This is a genomic window from Pararhizobium antarcticum (assembly GCF_001885585.1).
Lineage (GTDB): Bacteria > Pseudomonadota > Alphaproteobacteria > Rhizobiales > Rhizobiaceae > Pararhizobium > Pararhizobium antarcticum.
In genome coordinates this window covers 1-664 of the sequence record NZ_LSRP01000063.1, presented here as the reverse complement: position 1 = coordinate 664, position 664 = coordinate 1, and the positions used below count along the sequence as shown (strand labels likewise).

The following is a 664-nucleotide window of genomic DNA, read 5'->3' as shown; positions in this document are numbered from 1 at the left end:
GGTAGTGCATCAGTCTGAAAATTGACATCACACGACCCGGTTCCCATGTTATGCTTAGCGCAAAGCAATAGCAGGATACCACATGCCTAAAGGACCAAAGGGGCAAAAGCGCCCCGCCGACGTGATCGGCAACGCCGTGCGCGTCATGCAGATCGCCACTGGCGAAGCTGAGGAAGAGTTCGACAACGACGGCAAAGATCCCGCTGCCGCTGCGCTTGGCGCGAAGGGTGGGGCCGCGCGGGCGGCGAAGTTGACGCCGGAGGAACGTTCGGCGATTGCCAAGAAAGCGGCGTCTAAAAGGTGGGAAAAATCATAGTTTCCGCATAAAATGACTTGCGTTCAGGAATTTTATCAGGCAATCTACTCCTGAGATGCAATTATAGGCGGAACTCGGAATGCCTGCAGCAGTGCGCGCCGGTTCACCCGGCTGACCAATGGGTTCAGCAAGAAGTTTGAGAACCACATGCACATGGTCGCGCTCTACACCGTGTTCTACAACTTCTGCCGCATTCACAAAACGCTTCGGGTCACACCGGCAATGGAAGCCAACCTAACTGATCATGTTTGGGATATGGAAGAGATTATCGCGATCATGGACGAACGCGCGCCGAGGCCGGGTCGCCCGAAAACTTACAAAAAGAAGATTTCAGACTGATGCACTACC

At 54.4% G+C, this 664-nt stretch carries 1 protein-coding gene and 1 pseudogene; both read left to right on the top strand.

The genetic code is table 11. The features are described from left to right. Nucleotides 1–82: 82 nt before the first annotated feature. Nucleotides 83–316 (top strand): RNA-binding protein, encoded by a 234-nt coding sequence (locus AX760_RS05520; RefSeq protein ID WP_071831988.1) that lies wholly within the window; start codon nt 83–85, stop codon nt 314–316. 96 nt (nt 317–412) lie between these two features. After that, nucleotides 413–655 (top strand): annotated as a pseudogene (locus tag AX760_RS05515) (IS1 family transposase); the annotation flags it as partial. Nucleotides 656–664: the final 9 nt, after the last annotated feature.